Annotated in this window: 25 protein-coding genes and 6 pseudogenes; 14 read left to right on the top strand and 17 right to left on the bottom strand. The window is 67.3% G+C overall.

The window, feature by feature from the left end; all coding sequences use genetic code 11:
* Positions 1 to 35 precede the first annotated feature (35 nt).
* The 4 genes and pseudogenes from RGU41_RS09160 to RGU41_RS09175 form a co-directional block, all read right to left on the bottom strand.
* Positions 36 to 629, bottom strand: coding sequence for an ATP-binding protein (locus tag RGU41_RS09160; protein ID WP_322137330.1), 594 nt, complete (start codon positions 627 to 629; stop codon positions 36 to 38).
* 91 nt (positions 630 to 720) lie between these two features.
* Positions 721 to 2,016, bottom strand: coding sequence for an MFS transporter (locus tag RGU41_RS09165; RefSeq protein WP_134450249.1), 1,296 nt, complete (start codon positions 2,014 to 2,016; stop codon positions 721 to 723).
* A 62-nt stretch (positions 2,017 to 2,078) separates the two neighbouring features.
* Positions 2,079 to 2,294: a hypothetical protein gene (locus tag RGU41_RS09170; RefSeq protein ID WP_322137416.1), complete on the bottom strand. Its 216-nt coding sequence runs from the start codon at positions 2,292 to 2,294 to the stop codon at positions 2,079 to 2,081.
* Positions 2,281 to 2,727, bottom strand: a pseudogene (locus RGU41_RS09175) (bifunctional 4-hydroxy-2-oxoglutarate aldolase/2-dehydro-3-deoxy-phosphogluconate aldolase); the annotation flags it as partial. The gene RGU41_RS09170 and the pseudogene RGU41_RS09175, both read right to left, overlap by 14 nt.
* A 106-nt stretch (positions 2,728 to 2,833) precedes the next feature.
* Here RGU41_RS09175 and RGU41_RS20840 point away from each other — a divergent pair.
* Positions 2,834 to 2,959 (top strand): annotated as a pseudogene (locus tag RGU41_RS20840) (DeoR family transcriptional regulator); the annotation flags it as partial.
* 59 nt (positions 2,960 to 3,018) lie between these two features.
* Positions 3,019 to 3,639, top strand: a complete 621-nt coding sequence (locus tag RGU41_RS09180; RefSeq protein WP_322136068.1) for a DeoR/GlpR family DNA-binding transcription regulator — start codon at positions 3,019 to 3,021, stop codon at positions 3,637 to 3,639.
* Between the two features lie 121 nt (positions 3,640 to 3,760).
* Here RGU41_RS09180 and RGU41_RS09185 read toward each other — a convergent pair whose 3' ends face one another.
* The 4 genes and pseudogenes from RGU41_RS09185 to RGU41_RS09200 all read right to left on the bottom strand — a co-directional run bounded on the left by RGU41_RS09185 (position 3,761) and on the right by RGU41_RS09200 (position 7,039).
* Positions 3,761 to 4,036, bottom strand: coding sequence for an SHOCT domain-containing protein (locus tag RGU41_RS09185; RefSeq protein WP_322136069.1), 276 nt, complete (start codon positions 4,034 to 4,036; stop codon positions 3,761 to 3,763).
* A gap of 14 nt (positions 4,037 to 4,050) precedes the next feature.
* Positions 4,051 to 6,359 (bottom strand): annotated as a pseudogene (locus RGU41_RS09190) (heavy metal translocating P-type ATPase).
* Positions 6,356 to 6,601 (bottom strand): heavy-metal-associated domain-containing protein, encoded by a 246-nt coding sequence (locus tag RGU41_RS09195; protein ID WP_134450244.1) that lies wholly within the window; start codon positions 6,599 to 6,601, stop codon positions 6,356 to 6,358. Before RGU41_RS09195 ends, RGU41_RS09190 begins: the two are co-directional and overlap by 4 nt.
* A 48-nt stretch (positions 6,602 to 6,649) precedes the next feature.
* Positions 6,650 to 7,039, bottom strand: a complete 390-nt coding sequence (locus RGU41_RS09200) for a metal-sensitive transcriptional regulator (protein WP_134450243.1) — start codon at positions 7,037 to 7,039, stop codon at positions 6,650 to 6,652.
* A 138-nt stretch (positions 7,040 to 7,177) separates the two neighbouring features.
* Here RGU41_RS09200 and RGU41_RS09205 point away from each other — a divergent pair.
* Positions 7,178 to 9,039: pseudogene (locus RGU41_RS09205) on the top strand (DEAD/DEAH box helicase).
* 119 nt (positions 9,040 to 9,158) lie between these two features.
* Positions 9,159 to 9,674 (top strand): peptide-methionine (S)-S-oxide reductase MsrA, encoded by a 516-nt coding sequence (msrA, locus tag RGU41_RS09210; protein WP_322136070.1) that lies wholly within the window; start codon positions 9,159 to 9,161, stop codon positions 9,672 to 9,674.
* A 101-nt stretch (positions 9,675 to 9,775) separates the two neighbouring features.
* Here msrA and RGU41_RS09215 read toward each other — a convergent pair whose 3' ends face one another.
* Complete coding sequence (locus tag RGU41_RS09215; protein ID WP_322136071.1) at positions 9,776 to 10,471, bottom strand: CoA pyrophosphatase; 696 nt, start codon at positions 10,469 to 10,471, stop codon at positions 9,776 to 9,778.
* Positions 10,472 to 10,599: 128 nt separating this feature from the next.
* On the opposite strand from RGU41_RS09215, the gene RGU41_RS09220 reads away from it, so the two are divergent.
* On the top strand, positions 10,600 to 11,583 hold the full coding sequence (locus RGU41_RS09220) for a hypothetical protein (RefSeq protein ID WP_322136072.1): 984 nt from the start codon (positions 10,600 to 10,602) through the stop codon (positions 11,581 to 11,583).
* A complete protein-coding gene (locus RGU41_RS09225) occupies positions 11,565 to 11,861 on the top strand; it encodes a PGPGW domain-containing protein (RefSeq protein ID WP_134561327.1) in 297 nt (98 codons plus the stop codon). Before RGU41_RS09220 ends, RGU41_RS09225 begins: the two co-directional genes overlap by 19 nt.
* A gap of 19 nt (positions 11,862 to 11,880) precedes the next feature.
* Here RGU41_RS09225 and RGU41_RS09230 read toward each other — a convergent pair whose 3' ends face one another.
* A complete protein-coding gene (locus RGU41_RS09230; RefSeq protein WP_322136073.1) occupies positions 11,881 to 12,492 on the bottom strand; it encodes a TetR/AcrR family transcriptional regulator in 612 nt (203 codons plus the stop codon).
* Between the two features lie 211 nt (positions 12,493 to 12,703).
* Here RGU41_RS09230 and RGU41_RS09235 point away from each other — a divergent pair, with 211 nt between their 5' ends.
* Genes RGU41_RS09235 through RGU41_RS09245 form a run of 3 tightly spaced genes read left to right on the top strand, consistent with a single transcriptional unit; the run spans position 12,704 to position 14,546 of the window.
* A complete protein-coding gene (locus tag RGU41_RS09235; RefSeq protein WP_134450236.1) occupies positions 12,704 to 13,300 on the top strand; it encodes a DUF6230 family protein in 597 nt (198 codons plus the stop codon).
* A 32-nt stretch (positions 13,301 to 13,332) separates the two neighbouring features.
* The gene (locus RGU41_RS09240) at positions 13,333 to 13,794 is read left to right on the top strand and encodes a DUF6114 domain-containing protein (RefSeq protein ID WP_174774589.1); all 462 of its coding nucleotides are present in this window, start codon (positions 13,333 to 13,335) and stop codon (positions 13,792 to 13,794) included.
* Complete coding sequence (locus tag RGU41_RS09245; protein ID WP_322136074.1) at positions 13,791 to 14,546, top strand: hypothetical protein; 756 nt, start codon at positions 13,791 to 13,793, stop codon at positions 14,544 to 14,546. The genes RGU41_RS09240 and RGU41_RS09245 overlap by 4 nt, the downstream gene beginning before the upstream one ends.
* Before the next feature lie 119 nt (positions 14,547 to 14,665).
* Here RGU41_RS09245 and RGU41_RS09250 read toward each other — a convergent pair whose 3' ends face one another.
* On the bottom strand, positions 14,666 to 14,956 hold the full coding sequence (locus tag RGU41_RS09250) for a MarR family winged helix-turn-helix transcriptional regulator (RefSeq protein WP_322136075.1): 291 nt from the start codon (positions 14,954 to 14,956) through the stop codon (positions 14,666 to 14,668).
* 218 nt (positions 14,957 to 15,174) lie between these two features.
* Between RGU41_RS09250 and RGU41_RS09255 the strand changes: the two genes are divergently transcribed.
* Entirely contained in the window at positions 15,175 to 16,095 is a 921-nt protein-coding gene (locus tag RGU41_RS09255) for a DMT family transporter (protein WP_322136076.1), read from the top strand.
* Entirely contained in the window at positions 16,074 to 16,538 is a 465-nt protein-coding gene (locus RGU41_RS09260; RefSeq protein ID WP_322136077.1) for a hypothetical protein, read from the top strand. The genes RGU41_RS09255 and RGU41_RS09260 overlap by 22 nt, the downstream gene beginning before the upstream one ends.
* A gap of 19 nt (positions 16,539 to 16,557) precedes the next feature.
* Here RGU41_RS09260 and RGU41_RS09265 read toward each other — a convergent pair whose 3' ends face one another.
* The 3 genes from RGU41_RS09265 to RGU41_RS09275 all read right to left on the bottom strand — a co-directional run bounded on the left by RGU41_RS09265 (position 16,558) and on the right by RGU41_RS09275 (position 19,288).
* Positions 16,558 to 17,835: an MFS transporter gene (locus tag RGU41_RS09265; RefSeq protein ID WP_322136078.1), complete on the bottom strand. Its 1,278-nt coding sequence runs from the start codon at positions 17,833 to 17,835 to the stop codon at positions 16,558 to 16,560.
* Between the two features lie 80 nt (positions 17,836 to 17,915).
* A complete protein-coding gene (locus RGU41_RS09270) occupies positions 17,916 to 18,707 on the bottom strand; it encodes a PspA/IM30 family protein (RefSeq protein ID WP_134558521.1) in 792 nt (263 codons plus the stop codon).
* Positions 18,704 to 19,288 (bottom strand): hypothetical protein, encoded by a 585-nt coding sequence (locus RGU41_RS09275; protein WP_322136079.1) that lies wholly within the window; start codon positions 19,286 to 19,288, stop codon positions 18,704 to 18,706. Before RGU41_RS09275 ends, RGU41_RS09270 begins: the two co-directional genes overlap by 4 nt.
* Positions 19,289 to 19,612: 324 nt before the next feature.
* Between RGU41_RS09275 and RGU41_RS09280 the strand changes: the two are divergent.
* From RGU41_RS09280 to RGU41_RS09285, 3 genes and pseudogenes are all read left to right on the top strand, one after another.
* Positions 19,613 to 20,857, top strand: a pseudogene (locus tag RGU41_RS09280) (PAS domain S-box protein); the annotation flags it as partial.
* Between the two features lie 139 nt (positions 20,858 to 20,996).
* Positions 20,997 to 21,101: pseudogene (locus RGU41_RS20845) on the top strand (hypothetical protein); the annotation flags it as partial.
* Between the two features lie 99 nt (positions 21,102 to 21,200).
* Positions 21,201 to 21,959 carry an EAL domain-containing protein gene (locus tag RGU41_RS09285; RefSeq protein ID WP_166791031.1) on the top strand — a complete coding sequence of 253 codons (759 nt, stop codon included), beginning with the start codon at positions 21,201 to 21,203 and terminating at the stop codon, positions 21,957 to 21,959.
* A gap of 29 nt (positions 21,960 to 21,988) precedes the next feature.
* Here RGU41_RS09285 and RGU41_RS09290 read toward each other — a convergent pair whose 3' ends face one another.
* The 3 genes from RGU41_RS09290 to RGU41_RS09300 form a co-directional block, all read right to left on the bottom strand.
* The gene (locus RGU41_RS09290) at positions 21,989 to 22,480 is read right to left on the bottom strand and encodes a hypothetical protein (RefSeq protein WP_322136081.1); all 492 of its coding nucleotides are present in this window, start codon (positions 22,478 to 22,480) and stop codon (positions 21,989 to 21,991) included.
* Between the two features lie 365 nt (positions 22,481 to 22,845).
* The gene (locus RGU41_RS09295; protein ID WP_322136082.1) at positions 22,846 to 23,469 is read right to left on the bottom strand and encodes a response regulator transcription factor; all 624 of its coding nucleotides are present in this window, start codon (positions 23,467 to 23,469) and stop codon (positions 22,846 to 22,848) included.
* Complete coding sequence (locus tag RGU41_RS09300; protein ID WP_322136083.1) at positions 23,466 to 24,722, bottom strand: sensor histidine kinase; 1,257 nt, start codon at positions 24,720 to 24,722, stop codon at positions 23,466 to 23,468. The genes RGU41_RS09295 and RGU41_RS09300 overlap by 4 nt, the downstream gene beginning before the upstream one ends.
* Positions 24,723 to 24,789 lie beyond the last annotated feature (67 nt).

Raw genomic sequence — 24,789 nt, forward strand, 5'->3', positions numbered from 1 at the left:
GCCGCGCGCGACACGGCACACCCCGCCTTTGGTCGCTAGAGCCTCGCCATCTCGGCGTCGATGCCCTCGATCACCCGATCGAATTCGGTGGTGTCGATCCCGTCGCCGTTGTTGTTGAACGCCACGTGGTGGGCCGACTTCCAGGCGCAGTCCACGGATTGCGCCTTGGCCCAGAATGCGTCCCAGTTGTGCAACTTCCACTCGTCGCGGTGATAGCCCCGATTGATGAGCCTTTGCCGCATCTCTTCACCGTCCACGTGCACGTGAACGACGATCTTCTCGGCCTCTGGCCAGTAATACCTCGCATGCACTTCGGTGAGGAAGTCTTCGTTCGAAAAGTACTTGCCGAACGGCGCGTCGAGGACCACCGAGTTCCCTAGGGCCAGGTTGTCGCGGCAGAGCTTGAGGATCGTCTCGTACTCCAGCGGCATGATGACCGTCTGGTAGTACTCGTTGTTGTCTCGCTCGTTCTTGTCGAATCCACGCAATTCCAGCAGGAGCTCGGTGAAACCGGTTGTCGCGGTGTCCTTGTCGATGTACGCCGCGTGGTTCTGTCGGGCGATGAATTTGCTCACGCTCGATTTGCCGGAGCCTGCGGGTCCGACGACAAAGAATACTTTGGGCTTCATGGTCTGCAACTGTCTCTTCTTCAGTGAATTGATGTGCTCATCGGCCTGGATTGTGGGGCCCGGCGCTTGGCCGGGCCCCACAGGGCGACGGTCAGGCGGTGATGCGCGGGCGGCGGTCCTTGACGAAGAACCCGTAGGAGAGTGCACCGACCAGCAGCATGATCCCACCGATCACGAATACGAGGGTGTAGTTGCCCCCGGTCGCGTTCAGGATGTAGCCGGTGACGATGGGGGCCAGTGCGGCGCCCAGGAATCCACCGAAGTTCTGGATGGCGCCGAGCGATGCCACCTGGTTCTTCTCTGCGAGGTCGGCGGCCAGCGTCCAGATGACTCCGATGGGGACCTGCGCTGCGAAGTACCCGATACAGAGAAGAGTGATCGCGAGCGGCGTGTTGTCGACGTATGCGACCGGCAGGACCGCGACGGCTGCCAGGAGGGCACCACCGACGATCGGGATCTTGCGCGCCCTGATGGTGGGTATGCCCCTCTTGATGGCCTTTCCTGAGATGATACCGCCGGCCAGGACGCCGATGATGCCGCAGAGGAAGGGCAGCGCGGCGAGCCAGCCGGTCTGGCTGAGGCTGAACCCGCGCGCGGTCTGCAGGTAGCTCGGGAGCCAGGTCAGGTAGACCCAGACCGTGTAGAAGATACCGAAGGCTCCGATGATCATGAACCAGGTGTTGCGGTGCTTGAGAAGGTCGCCCCAACCAACCTGCTTGTCCTTGGGGTGGTTCTCCTCGTGGAGCGCCGCACCCTTGATGCGGATCTCTTCCATTGCCGTCGGGTCACGGTAGATCTTGATCCAGATTGCGGCGACCACGATGCCGAGTGCGCCGACCATCACGAACATGCCTCGCCAGCTCATCGTCAGGAGCAGGAACGTCAGCAGCGGCGGCGCGATCGCGTTGGCGATCTGCGAGCCGGTATTCACAATCGACACGGGAAGGGCGCGCTCGGTTTTGTTGAACCAGCGGTCGGAGACCTTCAGTCCCGACGTGAAGAACGGGGATTCCGAGATGCCCAGGGCCATTCGCATCACGTAGATGAACGTGAACGAGTTCGCCAGGGCAGTGGCCATGGATACAACCGACCAGGCGATCGCCGCCCATGCGTACATGCGCTTCGGACCGAACTTATCGACGAGGTAGCCGGCAGGCAGGTTCGCAATGGCATACGGCCACGCGAATGCGGAGAGCAGAAGTCCCATTTCGATGGCGTTCAGGTGGAACTCCGCAGCGATAGTGGTGTTCGCGATGCTGAGCGTGCCCCGGTCGAGGTAATTGACGATGCCACCGAGAACGAGCAGGGCGATGAAGAACCAGCGGATCTTGACGCTTTTCGGTTCTACCAGTGCGGATGAATCAGCCTCCATAGACAACTTGGTCATGGGGTTCACTCCTTTGTGATCTGACCAACGATTATCGTCGGCCTTCTTGGTGATTGAGGGGGTTACTTGCGGGCTTCGCTGATCGCGGCAAGGAAGGTTTCGGCGGCGCTGGTGACCTTCGAGTAGTCGCCATCGGCCTGGGCGGCTTTCGTCACGAAGCTCCCGACGCCCACTGCGGTGACACCAGCGTCGAACCAGGCCTTGACGATTGTCCTTGGTGACTCCGCCGGCAGGCAGTATGGGTGCCTGAGGCAGAGGCGCAAGGATCGTTTGCACATATTGAGGTCCGGCGATCTCGGCAGGGAAGAGTTTGACGATGTCTGCGCCGGCCTCGAGAGTGTCGAGGATCTCAGTCGGGGTGAACGCGCCACTGATCGTCACCGCCTGATATCGATTGGCGAGGGCGATCATCTTCGGGTTGAGCTGTGGGCTCACCAGGAACTGGGCACCGGCGGAAATGGACGCGTATGCGGACTCGGCGTCGATCACGGTTCCGGCACCGATTGCCACGCCCTGGTGCGCGTACTTCGCCGACAGTCTCTCGATTACTCCCAGGGCTCCGGGCACCGAAAGTGTGATCTCGAGTGCGCGGAATCCGCCTGCGATGGCGGCCTCCGATACTGCGAACGCTTCCTCGGCATCATTGAGGCGCACGATGAGGACGGCGCCGGTCTGGACGATGGCTTCTAAAGTTGCATATTTCTTTAACATTGTTTAACAGAGTACCCCAAATGTGCAAACGTGTGACACATATGTGAAATTAAGTTAAGCTGAGGGGTGTACCCACCAGAAAGGCAGGACCATGAGCGCCTCTCTTATGCCACTGATCCCCGAGCAGCGCCAACAGGAGATACTTCGCGTTCTGCGCGCCCAGGGTGTTCTCGGTATCCGAAACCTCACCGACCTCCTGAATGTGTCGCACATGACTGTGCGCCGGGACATTGCCGCCCTGGAGGAGAGCGGCCTCGTCACATCGGTGCAGGGAGGTGTGCGTCTCGCCGATTGGACAAGCAGAGAGCCGCCGCGCGAGCGAGTTTCTCGCGCGCAATTGGAACTCCCCGGAAACAGGCCGTCGCCGAACTCGGCGCCGGTTTCGTCGAGGATGGAATGGTCATCTTCCTGGACGCCGGTACGACCTGCCAATCCATTGTCCCGTTCCTCCGGGAGCGCAAGAACGTGACCGTCGTGACAAATGACTTCTACGTCGTGACCAGTTTGTTCGACTACCCCAATATCGAGACGATCCACACCGGTGGCCTCGTCGATGCCTCCAGCGGCTCGAGTTGCGGGCGTCTGGCCGCCCAGACGCTCTCCTCGATCAACCTCGACCTGTTCTTCCTGAGTACGGGAACGTGGAGCCTTCCCCGCGGCGTCACTACTCCCTCGCTCGACAAGGTCGAGATCAAGTTGGCGGCTCTCAAGGCCGCGTCGGCGTGTTTCCTGCTGGCCGACAGCACCAAGTTCTGCACTGTCTCGAAGTTCCTGGTCGCCCCGCTCGAAAGGCTCGATGCGATCGTCACCGACGAGGAGCTTCCGGTCGACGCTCAGGATCAGATCAGAGGCCTGGGCGTCAATCTCCACCTTGCATCCGTTGAGCACTCGCTTTCAGCAGCGCAAGACTGACGCTGGGCTCCTGACCGCCGAGGTCAGCACGAAGGACGACCCTAAAGTTGGGCGCGCCCGAAACGGCGGCTTAGGTCTGCCGAAACGGGCGCGGCGGCGGCGAAGCCTGAGCCTGAGTCGACTACTCCCCGAGCACCTGCACGCGGTGCCGGTACTCCTCGGCGTCGAGTTCGCCGCGCGCGAAGCGCTCGTCCAGAAGGAGGCGTGCTGCGCTGCGTCTGGTCGAAACCGGCCCGGAAGGGACGTTGCCCTGCGGCCCTTCCGCACGGGTCCCGCTCCCGCTGCTGAAGACCCGGATGGTCACGATGGTGAGCAGGACTACGCCCAGGATCAGGACCAGCCCGACCGGCCACACCCACCACATGAATCCCATGCCGTACCCGTTGCCCCACATCATTCTGTTCTCCTTCGTTATACCGTCACGCTACTCGCCATACCCGTGGGGGTACGAGGGGCAGCGGCCGGCAGGGTCAGTCCGCGGAAACCGCGGAGGCGGAGGCTGTTGCTCACCACGAAGACCGAGGACAGCGCCATCGCGGCGCCCGGCGATCACGGGGTTGAGCAGGCCGAATGCATGGCGAGTGGAATGCGCGGCCACGTTGTAGACGAAGGCCCAGAACAGGTTCGCCTTGATCGTGGCGAGCGTGCGCCGGGACAGCCGGATGGCATCCGCTGCCGCGACGAGGTCGCTCCGGATGAGGGTGAGGTCGCTCGCCTCGATCGCGACGTCGGTGCCGGTGCCCATGGCGATGCCGAGGTCGGCGGTGGCGAGCGCGACGGCGTCGTTCACGCCGTCGCCGACCATGGCAACGACCCGTCCCTCGGCTTGCAGGGCGCGGATGGCCTCGGCCTTTTCGGCGGGGAGCACGCCGGCGCGCACGTCGTCGATGCCGACGAGGGTGCCTACGTTCCGGGCAACGGTGTCGTTGTCCCCTGTCAGGAGCACCGGGGTGAGGCCGAGGCGGCGGAATTCGGCGATTGCGGCGGCGCTCGTGTCCTTGACGGCGTCGGCGACGGTGAGGATGCCGCGGGCCACTCCGTCCCAGGCCACGGCGACCGGGGTCTCGCCTCTGTCCTCGCCAGCGGCGAGCGCCGCCTCGAGGTCGGGCGTGAAGACGATGCCCCACTGCTCGGTGAGCCAACGCGGCCGGCCGACGGCGACGAGGCGACCGTCGACGACGGCCTGTACTCCGAGGCCGTCCGCGGAGGCGAACGATTCGGCCGCCGGGAGGGTACCGACCCGTTCCCTCGCCCCGGTCACGATGGACTTCGCGATCGGATGCTCGGACCCGGCCTCTGCGGCCCCGGCGAACCGGAGCAGTTCGGCGGCCTCGAGCCCTGAGGCGGGGACGGCCTGAACCAGGGACATCCGCCCGGTGGTCACGGTGCCGGTCTTGTCGAGCACGATGGTGTCGACGCGCCGGGTGGATTCGAGCACCTGCGGGCCCTTGATCAGGATGCCGAGCTGTGCGCCGCGGCCGGTGCCGACCAGCAGTGCCGTCGGTGTGGCCAGCCCGAGCGCGCAGGGGCAGGCGATGATGAGTGTCGCGACGGCGGCGGTGAAGGCGACGACGGGGGTTGCACCGACCAGAAGCCAGACCGCGAGGGTCGCGAGGGAGAGACCGAGGACGATCGGCACGAACACCCCGGAGACCCGGTCGGCGAGGCGCTGCACGTCGGCCTTTCCGGTCTGGGCCTGCTCGACGAGGCGCCCGAGCTGGGCGAGTTCGGTGTCTGCGCCGATCCGGGTGGCCCGGACCACGAGCCGTCCGCCCGAGTTGAGGGTCGCCCCGACGACGACGGCGCCCGGACCGACTTCGACCGGCACGGCTTCGCCGGTGAGCATGCTCGCGTCGATGGCGGACACGCCCTCGACCACGACGCCATCCGTGGAGATCTTCTCGCCGGGCCGCACCACGAACTGGTCGCCGACGACGAGGGATGATGTGGGCACGATGACCTCGACGCCGTCACGGAGCACGGCGGTCTCCTTGGCGCCCAGTTCGAGGAGGGCGGTGAGCGCCGCCCCGGACTGCTTCTTCGCGCGCGCCTCGAAGTACCGGCCCGCGAGGAGGAAGACCGTGACCGCGGATGCGACCTCGAGGTAGATCTCGTTCGCTCCGCCGCCGGCCTGGGCGGTGAGGCTGAACGTCATCCGCATGCCCGGCATGCCGGCGGTGCCGAAGAAGAGCGCGTAGAGCGACCAGCCGAGTGAGGCGATGATGCCCATGCTGATCAGGGTGTCCATGGTCGTCGCGCCGTGCCGGAGGTTCATCCACATGGCGCGGTGGAAGGGCCAGGCGCCCCAGACGGCGACGGGCGCCGCGAGGGTCAGGGCGAGCCACTGCCAGTTGGTGAACTGCAGGGCGGGAATCATCGACATCGCGGCGACGGGGATCGCGAGCGCCGTCGACACGAGGAGGCGGTGACGCAGGCTCGCCACCTCGAGCTCCTGCGCCGTGGGAGCGGGTGCGCTGCCAGAGGTCCCGGCGGTCGGCTCCGGCGGGCGCGGGCGCTCTGCGGTATAACCGGTGTCCTCGATCACGGCGATGGCCTGGTCGACGGTGGTGCCCTCTGGCAGGGAGACGCTCGCCTTTTCGGTGGCGTAGTTGACGGATGCCTCGACTCCCGGCATCCGAGTTCAGCTTCTTCTCGATGCGGGTCGCGCAGGAGGCACACGTCATCCCGCCCACGAGAAGGTCGACGCGTTCGGTGGTCATCGTGACTCAGCGACCAGTTCGTAACCCGCTTCGTCGACGGCGGCTGCGACGGCAGCACGGTCGACTGGGGCGCCGGTTACCGTCAGGACGGACGTGCCGCCCGGAACGAGGGTGATCGCGACGTTCTCGGGGCCGGCGAGCTTGCCGACCTCCTTCGTCACGGCCGCTACACAGTGCGCGCAGGTCATCCCCGTCACCTGGTATTCGCTGATGCCGAGGTCGTTTTCCGTCTGTCCGATCATGGAATGCACTTCTTTCTGGTTCCTTGTAGTGAATGGGTGAGCCGTGGCTCAGGACCGCACGAGCCGTGCGATGGCGTCGAAGGCCTCTTTGACCTTGGCGTCGGCCTCGTCGCCGCCCTTGACGGCGGCCTCGACCACGCAGTGGCTGAGGTGGTCGTTGAGCAGGCCGAGAGCGACCGCCTGCAGGGCGCTCGTCATCGCCGACACCTGGGTGAGGATGTCGATGCAGTACTTGTCGTCTGCGACCATGCCCTGCAGACCGCGGGCCTGGCCCTCGATCCGGCGGAGCCGTTTCAGGTAGGCGTCCTTGTTGGACATGTAGCCATGCGGACCGCTGTGCGGGTCTGCACTCGCTTCGGCGGCGATCGTTGCGGTCGCACCTGCTGCGGTCGCACCGACCGCGGTCGCACCGACCTCCGTAGAACTGATATCCGTCATCGCGCTGTCCTCCTCGTCGGATCCTTATACCCCCTATGGTACACCCGATACCCCCTATGGTACATATTCGGCCCGATTCGTCCCGATGGCCCGGTCTCCCTAATAGGGGGTGAGCTTCGACCGACTACCTTTGATAACATGACGCCTCCTGATACAACAGCGCCGAGCGAGGCAGCAACTGCCCTCGTCGCGAAGACCTTCTCCGAGCTCGGCCTGACCGATGCCGTGCTCAAAGCCCTCAAGGACGTCGGGTACGAAACTCCCTCGGCCATCCAGGCCGCGACCATTCCCCCTTGCTCGCCGGCCGCGACGTCGTCGGCCTCGCCCAGACCGGGACCGGAAAGACGGCAGCGTTCGCGCTGCCGATCCTGTCCCGCCTCGACATGGCGCAGAAGAACCCGCAGGCCCTCGTCCTCTCCCCCACCCGCGAGCTCGCACTCCAGGTCTGCGAGGCCTTCGAAAGCTACGCCTCGCACATGCGCGGCGTGCACGTCCTCCCCGTTTACGGCGGACAGGGTTATGGCGTCCAGCTCTCCGCGCTCCGTCGCGGCGTCCACGTTGTCGTCGGTACTCCCGGTCGCATCATGGACCACCTCGCCAAGGGAACCCTCGACCTGTCCGAGCTGAAGTACCTCGTGCTCGACGAGGCCGACGAGATGCTCAAGATGGGCTTCGCCGAAGACGTCGAGACGATCCTCGCCGACACCCCGGAAGACAAGCAGGTCGCGCTGTTCTCTGCGACCATGCCCGCGTCCATCCGGCGCATCGCCAAGAAGTACCTGCACGACGCCGAAGAGATCACGGTCAAGACCAAGACCACGACCTCGGCGAACACGACCCAGCGTTACCTGATGGTCTCGTACCCGCAGAAGGTCGACGCGCTCACCCGCATCCTCGAGGTGGAGAACTTCGAGGGCATGATCGTCTTCACCCGCACCAAGAACGAGACAGAGACCCTCGCCGAGAAGCTTCGCGCGCGCGGCTACTCGGCGAGCGCCATCAACGGTGACGTCGTGCAGGCTCAGCGTGAACGCACGGTCGAGCAGCTGAAGTCGGGCAAGCTCGACATCCTCGTCGCAACGGATGTCGCCGCTCGCGGCCTCGACGTCGAGCGCATCAGCCACGTCATCAACTACGACATCCCGATCGACACCGAGTCCTACGTGCACCGCATCGGCCGCACCGGCCGCGCCGGGCGGAGCGGTGCCGCGATCAGCTTCGTCACACCCCGTGAGCGTCACCTGCTCAACGCCATCGAGAAGGCAACCCGCCAGCCGCTCACCCAGATGCAGCTGCCGAGTGTCGAGGACGTCAACATCACCCGCCTGGCGCGCTTCGACGACGCGATCACCGAGGCGCTGGGCCAGACCGCCCGCGTCGACCGGTTCCGCGACATCATCGCCCACTACGTCGAGCAGTACGACGTGCCGGAGGCCGACGTCGCCGCAGCTCTCGCGGTCGTCGCCCAGGGTGAGACCCCGCTGCTCCTCTCCGAGCAGGATGCCCGCAACCAGCGTCGCGACGAACGCGAACGCAACGAACGCGAACGCTCCGAGCGCAACGACAGCGGCAGCTATGCGCCCCGCAACGATCGCAACAACCGCGACAGCCGTGGCGGACGCGACGACCGTGGCGGACGCGACGATCGCTGGGACCGCGACGACCGCCCGCGCAAGAGCGAGCGCCCCGAACCGCGCCCCCGCGACAGCACCATCCCGCTCGTCTCCTACCGGATCGAGGTCGGCAAGCGCCAGAAGGTCGAGCCGCGCCAGATCGTCGGCGCGATCGCGAACGAGGGCGGCCTGAGCCGCGAGGACTTCGGGCACATCCAGATCAACCCGGACTACTCGCTCGTCGAGCTGCCAGAGAACCTGTCCCAGGACGTCCTCGATCGTCTCGTGGGAACCCGGATCAGCGGCAAGCTCATCGAGATCCAGCCGGACAACAGCGGCCCGGTGCGCCGCGAGGACCGCGCCCCGCGCCACCCCCGCCGCGACTAGCGCTCGGAGGCCGTCGGCGCGGTGATGGAACATCTGCGACACGAGCGGTGTTCTATCCACTGACCCGCGGGCGACGTGAGAACGCAGCCGGCGGTCACCCCAACGTATGTGGAGGAATCATGAGTACAGAACAAGCGATCCTGGCCGGAGGGTGTTTCTGGGGAGCGCAGCAGTTGCTGCGCCGGCGCCCCGGCATCATCTCCTCGCGGGTCGGCTACTCGGGAGGCGACACCCCGAACGCGACCTATCGTCATCACGGTGACCACGCCGAATCCGTCGAGATCGTCTTCGATCCCGCGGTGATCAGCTACCGCGAGCTGCTGGAGTTCTTCTTCCAGATCCACGACCCGTCGACGAAGAACCGGCAGGGCAACGACGTCGGTCGCAGCTATCGCTCGGCCATCTACTACACGACGCCCGAGCAGGAACGGGTCGCCCGCGACACGATCGCGGACGTCGACGCCTCCGGCCTGTGGCCGGGCAAGGTCGTCACCGAGGTCGAGCCTGCGTTGGCGATTATCTGGGAAGCCGAAGACGAGCACCAGGACTACCTGGAGAAGTACCCCGCCGGGTACACCTGCCACTATGTCCGGCCGGGCTGGCGCCTGCCCGCCCGCACGGAGACATCCGTCTAAGAACTGCACTCGCGGCCCCGGTGATCTGATCGCCGGGGCCGCGCTCGTCTCAGGCACCTCCCGTCCACTGCCGGGGTCGGGAGCGGCCCACACCTCTGCGGCTACAGGTCCGGCCGAACGGTCCGGCCGAGGTCCCACGGCTCGGCCCAGCTGAGCTCATCGAACATCCGCGACAGCACGATCGCCGTGAACCCCCAGATCAGCCGGCCGCCGACGGTGAAGGCCGGCGAACGGTACGCGGCTCCCCCGACGGTGTGAGCCGTGCTCACCCGGTTGGCGGGGTCGAGCAGGTCTGCGACTGGCACCCGGAAGACGTCGACCGTCTCCAGGTGATCGACGGCTGCCACCTCCGACTCGCGCGTCCACCAGGCCGGCACCGGGGTCACGAGGTGGTTGCTCACCGGCACGGGCAGTGCCGGAAGGGTGCCGAGCGGCTCGAGGCCCTCCGGGTCGAGGCCGGTCTCCTCGACGGCCTCCCGCAGAGCGGCCGCGATCGGGCCGGCATCGGAGGCTTCGAGCCGTCCGCCCGGGAAGGCGATCTGCCCCGGGTGGCTCCCGAGCGTTGCAGCACGACGCAGCAGCAACACGTCGAGGTCCCGTGGGACCTGCGCTCGCGCGCGTCCCTGCACCGGTGACTGGGCAGGCGAAGAGTCGAGCACCCCGAAGAGGACGAGCACCGCAGCGTGCCTTGCCTGCGCCGCATCCGGCAGGGAACGCGTCACCCCGGTGTGCCAGTCCAGGCCGCGCTCGCACAGAGCCGCGAGCTGCGCCCGGGGATCGTCCGTTACGTCGAGCATGACCCCAGCCTAGAGAATCGCGACGAAGGTCCTCCAAGGTGACACAACGGATGCCCCCGCCTCAATCCGCTGAACACGATGCAATATCCAATGCTAAGTTGTTGTGCATCGCGAGTGCTGGGGGCCGCATGTCATCCGATACTGTCTTTGTCTGGGTCTGCGTCGCTGTGGGCTGGCTGATGATCCTGGGCTCACTACTCGTCACGCGGACCCGAGGGGCGCAGGACCGGCGCTTTCTGCAGTTCTGGCACACCACCGGTTTGCCGATCGGCACTGAACGGATGGCGGCCACCGTCCGCCGCCGGATTCGCACCTCAGGAACCGTCGTCCTCGTCGGTGCGCTGACCGGTCTGCTCGCGGCATCCGTGATCCTCCTTCTGCGACCGGAACTCGCCTCGCCCCCGTTCGTCTGGCTGGTCGCCCTGCCGGCGACCCTGATAGGAGCGTCCACACTCGACCTGGGTCTCACCGTTCGACAGTCGCGATTCCTGCCCTCCATGAATGGCACTCGACCGGATCGGTCGCCCGCGGTCGTTCTCGCCGATTACGTCAGCCCTGGACGGTTGCGCGCGGCCCCCTTGCTGGTGATCGTCGCGGCCGTTCTCGCGGGCACAGCCCTCTGGCTGGGGTCCGTCGGCGTTCTCGATCTCGCCGTCTTCCTGCAGAGCGCCGCGCTTCCGGTTCTTGCCGTTGCGGGCTCCAGCCTCGAGGCCGGCAGGTTCGCATCACGGCGGATCCTCCGCCAGGCCCAGTCGGCGGGTACCGACCTCGAGCAGGCCTGGGACGACGCCTTCCGCGCCGAGACCTTGCGCAGCGCGAGCATGTTTCAGACCATGATCGCGTGGCTGGCCGTTGGAGCCGTCGGCCTGGGAATCCTCAACGGCTGGGACGCGGGGACGGGAACGACCTGGAGCACCGGACTCGGGTCCCAGCTCTTCACCTGGGGCTATCTCGCGACGATCATCTGGTTCGGTCACAGCAGTGCAACCGGGTACTCTCGCGGGCGCCTCTGGCCGAATATCGTCCAACCGGGCCCCCGGCAGACCAGACGGCCTAACCTCCCCAGCCCAACCGGGTCGGCTACACTCGCGGCATGCCGGTCAGAACCGTAGCCCACTCCGCCCGCGACCTCATCGGCCGCAACCGCACCGTCGACCGCGTCTACCGCACCTCCGTCGGTGTCATCGGCGGGGGAACCGTCGTGCTGGGTATCGTGCTCATCCCTCTCCCCGGGCCCGGCGCGTTGATCAGCCTCGGCGGCCTCGCGCTGCTCGGCACCGAGTTCGACGGCGCGAAGAAGGTCAGCCGCCGGGCAAACGACCTCGCCAGGCGGGGTGCCTCCAAGGTCTCACAGCTGCGTCAGGACCGCAGGGACGCCCGCCAGGACTGACCGGAATCCGCGACGAACGTCACTCGCGAGCGATCGTGCCCTGCGGGTCAACGGATACCGCGATCGCCGTGACGCTCCGCTCCAGGAACGACACGATCTCCTCTGAGGGCATCTCGGTGTCGAGCGCGAGGTCGACGAGGATGTCCTCGGCGAATCCGACCCAGGAGCGCAGGGCGAGACGAAGCAACTCCGAGTCCGCGACTCCGAGTTCCAGGAAGACCGTGATCACGCGATCGGCCTGGGCCGCCCGTGCTTCTTCCAGCACCTCGCGCACCTCGGTGTCGCCGCTCGCGACACCGCGCACGAGGGAGAAGAATGTCCCGCGGTACTCGCGGACAAAACCGACGATCCGCGTCAGGGTGTCGCGGAGTCGTTCGAGGGGCGGCAGTTCCGGGGCAGGCTCTGTGGCGTCCAGCATGGCGTCGCGGGCTGTGCGCACCACTTCACGGTGCAGGCCCTTCTTCGAGGTGAAGTAGTGGAACAGCAATCCGCGGGAAACGCCGGCCCGCGCGGAGAGGTAGTCGATGGTGAGGGATTCCAGCGGCTGGTCCGCGAGGGACTTCACTCCGAGCGCGACCAGCTGGGCCCGGCGCTCGTCCGGAGTCAGCCGCGTTCGCCGCTCCGTTTCCATGGTTAGAGCATATCCGCGTTCGGCAGCGGGCCGTCCACGGCACCCCCGAACCGGGCACTCCCACGCGAGTGCCCGGTTAGCAGATCGCAAAAAGCGTTGCCAAACCGTGATGTTTCGCAAATCCGGCTATTAGTACACTCGTCAACAGCGCTTATTGGTTGGCGAGTCAATAACGACCTGCCGGACTGTTTGCCCAGATCAAGGAGGATCTATGAAGTTCACCAAGCTCACCGGCACCCACGCCGGACGGATCGTGCTCGCTGCGGTTCCCGTGGCCCTGCTGTCCACCGTCCTCATGGCGGGGGTGGCCAACGGCGCCGTCCCCGTCTCGTTCGCCGTGTCGGGAGGCCAGTTCAAGATCAGCGCTTCCCAGCTCGATGGGACGGGCTTCTCTCAGTACGGAGGCGTCGCCCAGGAAGGCAAGACCGGCACGTACCACCCCGTCGCGATCGCGAACATCGCGACCGCGAGTCTGGCCGACCTGTGCCAGTCCGTGGTCGCCGTGACCCCGCTCGGCAAGGTCGGCCTGCTCATCGGTGCGGGCGGCGGCGGCAAGCCGGCCACCGCGACCGACCTGCAGATCGGCATGACCGACCTCAAGGGTGACGCGACCTTCGGCAACATCCGCATCGGCGTGGACGCCGCCGCGGTGAAGACGGCGGCCAAGGGCACCACGGGCGACTTCGCCCAGGACGCCGACACGATCAAGGTCGCCGGGCTTCAGCAGACGGCATGGAGCACCCAGGCCTCGGTGTTCACCCTGAACGGCATGCACCTGCAGCTGACCAACGGAACTGAGTGCTTCTAATCGAAGCACCCCGTCACCACGGAGGAGACCGGATGAAAACCAGCACGTGGGCCACATTCACTGCCTGGTGCCGTCAGAGACCGTTCGTCGGTGGCATCCTCGTCGTGCTGGCCGGAGTGGAGATGTTCTTCTCCGGCCAGCTCGACGTCGGCACGATCCACGTGCAGGTCGGGATCGAAGGCATGCAGGCGATGATCATCCCGATCATCGTGGTGCTGCTCGGTATCCTCGCGATCGCGATGCCCACGCACCGGATCTTTTACGGGGTGATCACACTGGTGTTCTCGATCTATTCGCTGGTCGGCGTCAACCTCGGCGGATTCTTCATCGGGATGGTCCTGAGCGCGATCGGCGGCATTCTGGTCGTCGCCTGGATGCCGAAGCCGGCCAGGGCGGGAACCGCCGTCGAGCTGTTTGCGAGCCCGGTCGAGGAGCCCGACATCCAGTTGGGTGAGCTCTTCGAAGAACGCTCGCGTCCGCGGCGTGCCCTGTGATGCGCGACCGCGGGCGCACCCGCGATCTGCGACCGCGCGTCGTCGGCGTCTGGCTCGTGCTGTCGCTGTCGGCGATCGGGGCGGCAGCGATGCCGTCGCCGGGTCAGGCCGTGCCGTGCGATTTGCTCCTCGTGGACTGCGGCGTCCCGACGCCGACGCCGAGCACGACCGCTGACCCAACCGTGGCGGATGCGACCCCCAGCACCGTCCCGACAGCTCCGGTCGATCCGGCTCCCGTCGTTGCCCCGATCCCGGTCCCCACCACCGGTCCGACCGTGGGCGTCACGGCTCCGGGCCCGAACACCCCGGCCGCGGCGGCGGTTGTCGCCGTGGCAGACCCGAATGCACCCGTGTTCGGCAACCCGGCGGCTCAACTCGGCGCATCCTCGATGACCATCACCGGGCTCGCCTCAGTGACGGTCGTGACCGTGTCGCACGCCGACGGCACCACCGTGCCCGCGCTCAGGATCGTGGCCGATGACATTGTTCTGACGGACGCCGTCATCGACGTGCGGTCGACATCCGGCTCCGGCCTCGTGACGAGCTCCCCGCGGATGGAATTGCACGGCAACGTGCAGGTCTACCTGGACTCGATCACCACGACCCTGCCCGACGGAACCAGCGTCAGCTTCGGAGCGGCCACTCCCCCGCCGGGCGGGCTACCGTCGACACTCGGCTCCGTGACACTCGGGCTCGTCGGGACCCTTGCGGATTCCATCGGCTACAGCCAGGTGCACCAGAGCGTGAGCTGACCGCATGGCAGGACGCGGGGCCGGTCGCTTCAGGCGACCGGCCCCGCGCTGGCGGATCAGGCGCTCTCCCGGTGATGCTTACGACGGCAGCGGGGATTCGTAGGCGCGCAACCACCGGGTCAGGATCGCCTCGAGCCGGTCACGATCGTCGTCGGAGAGCTGGTCGACCAGGCGTCGCTCATTGTCCATGTGGTCTGCGAACGCGGCATCGATGACGTCGAGGCCGCGGGGGTGAGCGCGACGACCCGGCGCCGACCGTCTCCGGCGACGTGCCTGCGCACGATCAGTCCGGCCGCCGCCAGCCGGTCGAGTCGCTTGGTCATCGCGCCCGTCGTCACCATCGTATGGTCGGCGAGTTCACGAGGCGCTCGTTCGTAGGGACTGCCGGCGCGACGCAAGGCAGCGAGCACATCGAATTCCCCTCCCCGAGATCGTGGGCGCGATAGACACTCGCGAGCTCCCCGGTAAGGTGGGCGGCGAGCCGGTGCAGACGCCCGATGACGGCTTGCGGGGCGACGTCGAGATCCGGGCGTTCACGTCGCCATTCAGCCTGGATGCGTGCGACCCGATCCGATGCGTCTTCCGTCATACTGCCACTATACCTTCCATGGAAGTTATAGTAGCTTCCATGGAAACTAAATGGCGCTGGCTGCTCGTCACCGCGATCGCCCCGATCGCCTGGGGATCGAACTACTTCGTCACCCGGCAGTTCCTGCCCCTCGACTATCCGCTATGGGGCAGCACGCTGCGCGCCCTGCCTGCGGGCCTCCTCCTGCTGGCGCTGGCGCGGTCCGTTCCCCGCGGCGCCTGGTGGTGGAAGTCCCTGGTACTCGGGGCTCTGAATGTCGGAGCGTTCTTCGTCCTCATCTACATTGCCTCCCACCTCTTGCCCTCGAGCGTGGCGGCCACGATCATGGCCAGCTCGGCCGGGGTACTCCTGCTCCTGGCCTGGCCGATGCTGTCCGAACACCCGACCTGGACGGCCGCGCTCGGCGCGGGTGCCGGATTCGCCGGCGTGTGCGTCCTGCTCCTCGACGGCGGCAGCGCAGTGAATCCCGTGGGGGTACTCGCCTCGGTGGTCGCCATGCTGATGTCGTCGGTCGGCTACATCCTGGCCAGGAAATGGGCGGCCCGGGAGTCCACCATCGCGATGACCTCCTGGCAGCTGGTCGCCGGCGGACTCCTGCTCCTGCCGTTCGCGGCGTTCGTCGAAGGCCCGCCGCCCGCCCTCGACGGTCCGGCCCTGGCCGGCTTCGCGTACGTCACGGTGATCGCAACAGCCGTCGCGTTCGTCGCCTGGTTCTCGGGTCTCCGGCACCTGCCGGCGGCGACGGTCGGGTTGGTCGGTCTCCTCAATCCCGTCACCGGGGTGCTCCTGGGCACGCTTGTCGCCGCCGAGCCCTTCGGTGCGCGCCAGCTGATCGGTGCGGGTCTCGTTGTCGCGGGCGTCCTGATCGGCCAACGCCGGCGACGGGTGCCGACCGGACCCTCGCGCTCTGGGCGCATGCGCTGTGGCTCCTGCTCCCGTTGGCGGCCTGGGTCGCCCTGATCGCCATGCCCGTGCGCAGCATGATGGCCGGGGGCTGGCCGGACGGGTTGCGCGGAGACCAGTCGACCGCGGTCTGGCTCTTCCTCGGCAGTTACGGCGTGATCGCGGGCGGCCTCCTTGCGACCATGCTCGCCTCCCTGATCAAGAAGTCGTTCTACCTGGCCTGGGTGTGGGTCCATCCCGAGGCGGCCTCCGGCGGTTCAGCGCAGGGATTCTGGCGGTGGATGCCATACCGCTGGCGCTTCGACCTCTGGTTCGCCGGCCTCGGCGGCCTCGGCGGCGGTTTCCTCGGGGCATGCTGGATCGCCCTCGCCTTCGAGGAGCAGCCGTTCTTCCAGGCCACTGTCCTCAGTGGAGCGGTCCTCTTCCTCGTCGGGGGCGCGCTGAGCCTCAACTACTGGCGCGCCGGCGAACCGCTCGGCGCCGGGGAGTCCCAGAGGTGAGCCTCGGCTCGGCCGGCAGTCAGTGCGCCTCGGGTTCCTGCGGCGCGGCATCCGCCCGCAGGGTGCTGACGGTGTCGGCCGGATCGCGCTGGCGTCGGCTGGCGAACAAGAACGGGATGCCGATCAGCTCAATGAGGCCTCCGATCACGAGCGACGTTCCGTAGCCCCAGAGGTCGGCGGCGCGGCCGAGTGCCGGCTGGACGAAGACCCCGCCGAGGCTGCCGAACAGTGAGTCGAACGACAGCACCGTCGCGCGCTGCTTCGACGGGATCATGTCATTGAGGTACGCCTGCCGCACCGGGCCGGCGACGGCGAAGACGAACCCCCAGAGCACCAGCAGCACGATCGCGAGCCAGAAGAGGCTGGTGAGCCCGAGAGCGATGAGCACGACGATGCTCGTGACGGATGCCCCGATCACCGTGGTCGTCCGCCGGTGGAATACTCCCCGGATACGCGGGGCCAGCACCCCGCCCGCGACCTGCGCGAGCGAGAGCACGGCCGCGGCGAGACCGGCGATCGAGTACGCGGACGGGTCGCCGGAGAGCACCAGCAGGTAGGGCTGCAGGGCGTAGAACGCATAGACCCCGACCCCGGAGGCGAAGGGCGCGGACAGGATCACCCACCGGACGGAGCGCCTCCGGAGGCCGTGCTCGATCGACTCGGCGAGAACGGTCCTGGTCGCCTTCAGCGGTCCCTGGGATCGATCCGGAGTGAATCCGAGGTCCTTCATCACGACCGCCGCGAACACGAGCATCACGACGAGCACCCCGGCGCGCAGCAGGAAAGGAACGCCGAGATTGGTCGCCTGGGCGATCACGCCGCCGAGGACCGACCCGGCGAACATCGCAATGCCGGTCACGACGAGTCCCCTGCCGAAGACCGCCTCGAGGCCGTCGGTGTACCCGCTGAAGGTCAGAGCATCGACGAGCCAGGCATCCACAGCACCGGAGAAGAACGTGAAGCCGAGCCCGAGCAGCACGGACACGAGCGCCCACCAGCCGAAGGGCGCGTGCCAGAGCCACAGCAACCAGTACAGCGCGGTGGTGGCCGAGAGCGTGATCGTGCCCAGCAGGTAGGACGCCTTCCGCCCGACCGTGTCCGCGACGACCCCGGTCGGGATCTCGAAGAGCACCATCCCGGCGGTGAAGAATGCGTTCGCGGCGAAGGCCTCGAAGTTCGACAGTCCGGCGTCGAGCAGGAACAGCGTGTTGATGCCCCAGATGAAGGACGCGGCCAGGGTGTTGCCGAGCAGGAGGATCAGGTAGATCCTCTGCACGCGCCGCGCCGCGGGGTTCATGGTCGACCTGGTTCCTCCGAGTTCTGCCTCAGGGTTCTGCCTCAGGGTTCTGCCTCAGGGCTCTGCCTCAGGGCTCTGCCTCAGGGCTCTGCCTCAGGGGCGTCCGGCCCCTGCCCGATGCTCAGCCACGCGTCCGGTCCCGCGCGCTGGGCGCGAGCGGCGCCGTCCTCGGTTGCTGCGCGGGCGTTCTTCAGTTCCTCAAGCTGGCGTTCGACGGATGCCTGACGCACTCCCGCGGACAGCTGCCGGTCGAGGTCCGCGTCCGCGGGCGCCGTGAGATCGTTCAGGACGCCCCGGGCGAGCAGTTCATCGGTCGCGGCAGCACGCGCCTGCATCTGCGCAACCCGGTCCCTGGCCCGATCGAGGTTGGCGCCGACATCACCCAGATTGGAACCGATGCCGGCCGCCGCCTCATTCGCCCGCGCCTGGGCCTCGGAAGCTGCATAGGTGGCCTTGAGAGTCTCCTTCTCGGTCCGGAACGCGGTGACCCGTTCGGCGAGTCGCCGCTCGTTGTCCTGCAACTGCCCCTGCTGCCGTTCGAGCGAGGCGTATTGCTCACGAATGGCACCGACCTGGGTCTCGAGGTAGGAACGGCGTTCGAGAGCGGTCCGGGCGAGATCCTCGCGTCCCTGGTCCAGGGCCTCCTGGGCCTGGTCGGCCAACCGCTGGTATCGGGCTCCCATCTCCTGCCCCTGCAGCTCGATCCGTTTCTTCGCCGTCGTCACCTCGGCGAGTCCCTGCCGCACCTGCTGGAGCATCTTCAGCTGCTGTTCATAGCTGTCGTCGAGGGCCTCTCCTGGGTCTTCAAGCCGGTCGAGGGCGCGTGACGTCTTGCTCCGGAAGATGATGCGCAGCCGTGACGTGGCGCTCATGATTCGCTCCCTCTCGTGGTGTCGCGGTGATCGTGCAGGTTGAGTGCGTGCAGTTCCTGGACTCCGGCTTCCAGGGCCGAGACCTCGCGGTCGACCTCCGAACGCAGCGCCAGCAGGACATCATCGGTGAGGTCCCCGCGGCCGCCTGCAACGGTCGCCCGCAGCCGACGAACGAGTCCGGCGACGTCGTCCACCCGTCGTCTGGCCATCGGAAGTTCCTCTGCGAGGACGACGGCATCGGCCTCACTCGTCAACAGCACCAGTTGCGCGTCGAGGGCAGCGCCTTCATCCTGGATCCGGTGAAACAGGCGGGGAAGCTCGCCCCGCGGCCCGTCACTGCCCAGCGCGAGATCGACTGCGGCCTGACCGCTTCCCAGAGTGTCTCTCAGTCGGATGCGCAGTCCCAGGACCTCGCGCTGCGGTCCCCGGCTCAGGGCGGCCCGGGTGCGAAGCGCCGCACCGGCCACGGCACGGCTGCGACGAATGCGTTTGTACAGCATCCGCGCCACCACGATCGTCGCGCCTGCGGAGACGACGAGGATCGCTGCCAATGCCAGAATCACCGCGGCCACTGCTGTCATGCCGGCCACCCTGCCCTTCATGTCCATCCCACGAGCGAGACCCCGTGCTTCACCGAACAAAATACGCTCGCGTCCGCCGAATTGTCTGTAGGCGGTGCGAATTCTGCCGATGCTGGTCCCGCCCGGCTTGGACCCCAAACGGGGGACACGATGTGCGAGGATAGGTCTGGGACGATCAGCTCGGACGTACGCCCGAGGCGCAGAATTGGAATCCCATCGACGAGTGGGGCGCCTCGATCGCCCTGCACGATCTGCCGGCCCTGTCGGCCCTGCGCACGGGCGCGCCGGTAGCAGAAACCCTGATCGGATTGTTCGTTCCCGGCGATGACACCGACCCGGCTCGTCTGGCCTGGCTCAGGATCTCGGGGATTCCGGCCGTCGACGAGGCCGGTGCGACCGTGGGCGCCTTCGCCCTCCTGGACGTCCGCGAGGACCGACCGGAGGACCCTGCAGGCATCGTTGGCCGGCCTGGGCGACCCGTACGTCCTCGTCCACGCGGTGCGCAACATCCACGGGACCATCATCGACTTCGTGGTGGACGAGGCCAACCCCGCGGCCTGTGCCTTCCACCGGATGCCGCAGGGGCAGTTCATCGGCGGCTCGCTGCTCAACCCCATGCCGGCGGCGATCTCCGGGGCGCTCGGCGACCTCTGCGCGGAGGTCCTCGAGCAGGGTGTCCCCTGTCACCGCGACGGTTTCCGGGCCGCCTCACCTCACGGCGACCGGCCGGACCGGTGGTACGACTTCCACGCCGCTCCTGTCGGTGACCGCGTGTCCGTGATCTGGCGGGATGTGACCGGGCAGCACCTCGCCCTCCAGGCCCTGCAGGATTCGGAGCAGCCCTACCGGCTGCTCGCCGAAAACGCCTCCGACGTCGTACTCATGGTCGACTCCGCCGACCGGTATGTCTGGGCGTCGCCCTCCCTCGAAGAGGCGCTGGGCTGGAAGCACGATGACCTGCTGAATCGGATGTCCGCCGAATTCGTGCACCCCGACGACCTGCCGGGCGTGCTGGCGGCCCGCACCAACCAGAACGAGGGCGTGCGGCGCCATCGTCCGTTCCGGGTTCGGCGCAGTGACGGCACCTATCGCTCGGTGTCGACCATCACGCGCGACCTTCACGACGCGGCAGGCCAGACCGCCGGCCGGGTGATTCCCCTGCGCGACGTGCACGAGGAGACCGTCGCGCGGCAGTCCCTCGAGAAGTCGGAGGAGCTGTTCCGGGTCGTGCTGACGTCATCGACGACGGGAATGATCCTCTGTGACCTCACCGGACGCATCCAGGTCGTGAACGAGGCCTTGTGCACCATGCTCCTCCGCGACGAGGCCTGGCTTCTCGCCAGGCGCACCGACGAGCTGGTGCACCCCGACGACAGGGCGACCGTGATCCAGGCCAGGGCCTTGACGATCGCCATCGCCGCCAGGGCTCCTTTCCGCGAATTGCGGATGGTCAGGGCCGACGGGGCCATTATCTGGGCCCGCCGGACCGCGTCGGTGATCCGGACCAGTGCGGGCGCACCGGAACGTTTGGTCGTGCAGCTCGAAGATGTCACGGCCGAGCACGAGTCCCGCGAGGAGCTGCTGTTCCAGGCACACAACGACCGGCTGACCGGGATGCACAACCGGGACTGGATCCTCCGCGTTCTCGAGCAGGACCGTCGTCGTCGTTCCGAATGCATCCGAGCCCGCGGATGTCGAACGTGTCGCGGTGAACATCACGGCTGCTCTCAGCACCGAGCTCTCGATCCACGGACACCGGATCATCCCGACGGTGTCGATGGGAATCGCCCTCTCCACGGACAGTTCCACCGCCGCCAGTCTTCTTCGGGACACCGACTCCGCTCTCTTCCGGGCCAAGAAGTCGGGCAGGGCCCAGTGGCAGTTCTTCGACGACACGATGCACTCCCAGGCGATGGAGCGGCTCACCATCGAGGACGAAATCCGCATTTCGCTGCGGAAGGGCGATTTCGTCGTCTACTACCAGCCGATCGTCGCCCTCCTCGATCGCTCCACCGTCGGCTATGAGGCACTCGTCCGCTGGCAGCACCCCGGGCGGGGACTCCTTGCGCCGGCCGAGTTCCTCCCGATCGCCGAGGAATCCCGGCTCATCCTCGGAATCGATCGCTACGTGCTCGACCAGGTCTGCGCCGTCCTGGCCTCGGATCCCAACGGTGCGACAACGATCAGCGTCAACGTGTCCGCCGTCGACTTGGCCCACGAGTCCTGGGCCGAGACCTTCCGGTCGGCCCTCCGGACCCACGGCGTCGACCCGTCCCGACTCATCGTCGAGGTCACCGAAACGGCCGTGCTGTCACTGCGGCCATCCACCACAGGAAGCCTCGATGCGGTCCGCGATCTCGGCGTCGGCCTGCACGTCGACGATTTCGGCACCGGGTTCTCCTCCATCTCGCTGTTGCGCGACCTCCCGGTCACGGGACTCAAGCTCGACGCGAGCTTCGTCGCGGGCCTCGGTGACGGCAACCGCGGCGCAGATGCCCTGGCGGCAGACCTCGCGGGGCTCGTCGCGCACCTGGGCCTGACCGGTGTCGCCGAGGGCGTCGAGACCGAGACGCAGGCGCGGACCCTGCTGTCACAGGGCTGGCTGCACGGGCAGGGCTATCTCTTCGGCCGGCCGGCGCCCTGGCCCGGACAGGCCGGGCGAGCCCAATAGCCTGAACGACCCGAACGACCCGAACAGGTCTAGCCGATCCTGGATAGCCCGACCAGGACCATGTGAGTGCTGTCGCCGTTCAGGCAGGTCTGAAAGACGAGGTCGTGGCCACGCGGAACGTCGCTGACCATCGCGGTGCCAGCGCTCAGGGAGCCGATCACACCGGTCACCCGGTAGACGCCGGAGTCGATGCCGGCCAGGCGGACCTGCGCCCCGGTCCACCGCGGGAAGAGTTCGCCACCGCAGCCCCAGTGCTCGACGAGCATCGGCGTGCCGTACCAGGCTGTCGTGTCCACGAGCCCGGAACACAGGTCGATCTCGGGCTGCCGGCCGGCGAGCGTGACGGTGGACGTGTAATCGTCGCCCATCGACGATCGAGGCTGGACCGGGCCAGCGCCCTGGTCCACGATCGACGGGGAGGAGAGTACATCGACACTGAGCTCGATCCCGGAGTCATGGGAGTTGTCCAGGCCATCCACCGACTCCGCTGGGCCAGGGAGAGTCCCGGTCGCCACGGTCACGACGGAACCCGGTCCTGACGACGTTGCGCTCAGGTGCTGGCTGGCTCCGAAGACACAGACCGCAGAGACGACCGCCGTCGCGACGAGGAAACCGCCGACGATGAGGAGCCGGGCTCGAACCGACTGGCTACTGTCGCGCTGCGCATCTCTCGTGGGGTACTCCGGTCTCGGAAGCCCGGCGCACCGTGAGGCATCCGGTCGGCGTGACGGACCCGCGAAGCCCCACCGCTCATCGATACCAGCTCACGTTCACCGATCGATCAGGCTTCGTTCACCCGTTGTTCACCTTTTCAACATAGTCCGTTAAGAGTCGGGCAGGCGGCAGCCACGCCCCTGACGAGCAGGCAGGCCACCCGAAGGCTGAATCAGCGGATGAGCCCGGCCTCGCGCGCGGCAGCAACCGCCGCCGTGCGACTCGTCGCACCGAGCTTGGGGAAGATATGGGCGAGATGCGACTTGACGGTGGTCTCACTCAGGTGCAGCCCGCGCGCGATGTCGCCATTGCTGTGCCCGGCCGCCACGAGGGTCAGGACCTCGAGTTCGCGGATGCTCAGCGCCGACTGCGCGTCGCGCACCCGAGCGAGCAGCCGGGTGGCCACGGCCGGTGCCAGTGCCGACTGCCCGGACGCGGCGGCGATCACGGCAGTGATGAGATCGTCCGGCGGGGTGTCCTTCAGCAGGTATCCGGCGGCGCCGCTTTCGATCGCGGTGACGATGTCGCTTTCGGCGTCATAGTTCGTGAGGATCAGCACGGCGGGCGCGTTGTCGAGCGCGCGGATGCGCTGCGTCGCCGCGGCGCCCTCGAACTGGCCCTGGAACTGCAGGTCCATCAGCACGACGTCAGGGCCCAGGCGCACGGTTTCGGTGAGCGCTTCGGCGGTCGTACCGACCGCGGCGACGACAGTGATCGACGGTTCCGTGTCCAACAGGGCAAGCAGCCCGGTGCGCATGATGGGATGGTCGTCTGCGATCAGCACCCGGATGGTCATCGGGCGAGCTCGAAGCTGGCTACGACGCTGGTCCCGTGCCGGTTCCGGTCGCCATCCGGGCGCGTGCTCTCGACCGTGAGCGTCCCGCCCAGCTCGGTGACACGCTCCCGCATGGCGTGCAGGCCGAAGGTGTTGCGAGCGGTGGGGACGGCAGCGGGAACGACGGCAGCGGGTACGACGGTATCGGGTACGACCTGTGGGCCGGACTCGGGGTCGAACCCCACTCCGTCGTCGACCACGTCCAGAATGACCTCCGAATCGAGCCGGCTCAACGTGAGGTCGATCCGGCCGGCCCGGGCATGCTGCACGGCGTTGGCCAGCGACCCCTGCGCAATCCGGAGCAGGGCCGTTTCGAGCCGGGTCGGCAACAGGCCGATGTCCCCGGAGATCGTGACGTTGACCGGTACTCCGCTGGCCGCATCCGTCTCGGCGGCAAGCCGGCGGAGCGCCTCGACCAGCGTGGTCTGCCGCAACGCCGGTGGCGAGAGTTCGTCGATGAAAGAACGGGTTTCGCCGAGGGCCTGAGTCGCGGCATCCCTGGCCTGGCCCACGCGCATGCGCACGGCGGCACTCGAATCGGCGGAGCGCTCGGCAGCGTGCAGCAGCAGGACGATGCTGGAGAGGCTCTGGGACACCGTGTCATGGATCTCGCGCGCCAGCCGGCCGCGTTCGTCGAGCACTCCCGCGGCCCGCTCGGCCGCAGCGAGCTGGGTTCGGGTGTCCTGCAGCTCGGCGATCAGAAGGTCCCGCTCCCGGGCTTCCCTGGTGAGCGACCGGTACGCGAGCCCGATGACGACGGCGACCACGGCACCGATCACGGGACCGATCACGCCGCCCACGCTGAATCCGCGATGCACGCCGAATGCGACGATCGCGATCCCGGTCGCGAGGGCGATTGCTGCGGGGCCCGTCCAGCCGGGAAGCAGGTGCAGGTAGATGAAGAAGAGCGGGAAGAGCAGGTAGATGGCCTCCGGGCTGAAGACCGTGAGGACAACCCACTCGAGGCTCAGCGCGGCCGTCCAGGCCAGTGCCCACCCGGGCAGGGAACGGCTCGGGAGGTTGTATGCGACGAGTGTGCCGGTGGCATAGGTTCCGAGCAGCACGGCGGAAAGGCAGATGATGACTCCCGCGGCGGGCATCCCCGCCTGCCCGGCCATCGCGACCACGAGCACGACGAGGCCGAGCACCAACAGGTGCAGGCTCACGCGCAGACCCAGGAAGACGGAGTCGAGTCCGGAGCCGTGCGCGGTCATGGCGTTGCTTCTCTCACTCGGCGATCACCAGTCCACCGTACGGGGAATAGGCCGGGACGGCATCCTT

This window comes from Cryobacterium sp. 10C3, assembly GCF_034314285.1.
Classification (GTDB): Bacteria; Actinomycetota; Actinomycetes; order Actinomycetales; family Microbacteriaceae; genus Cryobacterium; species Cryobacterium glucosi.